The following is a 508-nucleotide window of genomic DNA, read 5'->3' as shown; positions in this document are numbered from 1 at the left end:
GTGAACGACACCGAAACCGAAGTGGTTGCCACCCTGACCGTGGATAAAACCACCGTCACCGAAGGCGGCGACGTGACTTACACCGTCACGCTGACCAACAAAGCCGGCCTGCCGATGGAAAGCCACGGCCCGCTGACGTTCACCCTGAGCGACGGCACCAAAATCTCCGTCAAAGCCGGTGAAACCACCGGTACGGCTGTGGTTCACACCACCAACGACGAATTTACTGGCGGCCAACCTTCGCTGGTTAACAAGCTGGAAAGCGTCGATGGCGCAGACGACTTCGAGAAACTGACCCTCGATCCGAAAGAACACACCACCACCGTTACCGATCAGCCGACCGGTGAAGGTGACAAGGTGACTGTTTCGATCACTGGCGATGGTCCAGTCTTCGAGAACCAAGCACAGAAATTCACCGTTTCGGTCAGCCAAAAACTCGACCATGACCTCACCGTGACCCTGAAAAACGGCGCTGTTGTCGTTATCAAGGCCGGCGAACTGAGCGTTC

The 508-nt window shown here is 56.7% G+C and carries 1 protein-coding gene; it reads left to right on the top strand.

Translation table 11 applies throughout. The features are described 5' to 3' along the window. A partial coding sequence (locus AC19YR_RS24855) for an immunoglobulin-like domain-containing protein (RefSeq protein WP_500600452.1) occupies positions 1-508 on the top strand: 508 nt, incomplete at both ends.

It is taken from the genome of Pseudomonas sp. MF08817, assembly GCF_059862705.1.
Note: the sequence above shows the minus strand (reverse complement) of the source record. Positions and strands in the feature narration are given on the sequence as shown.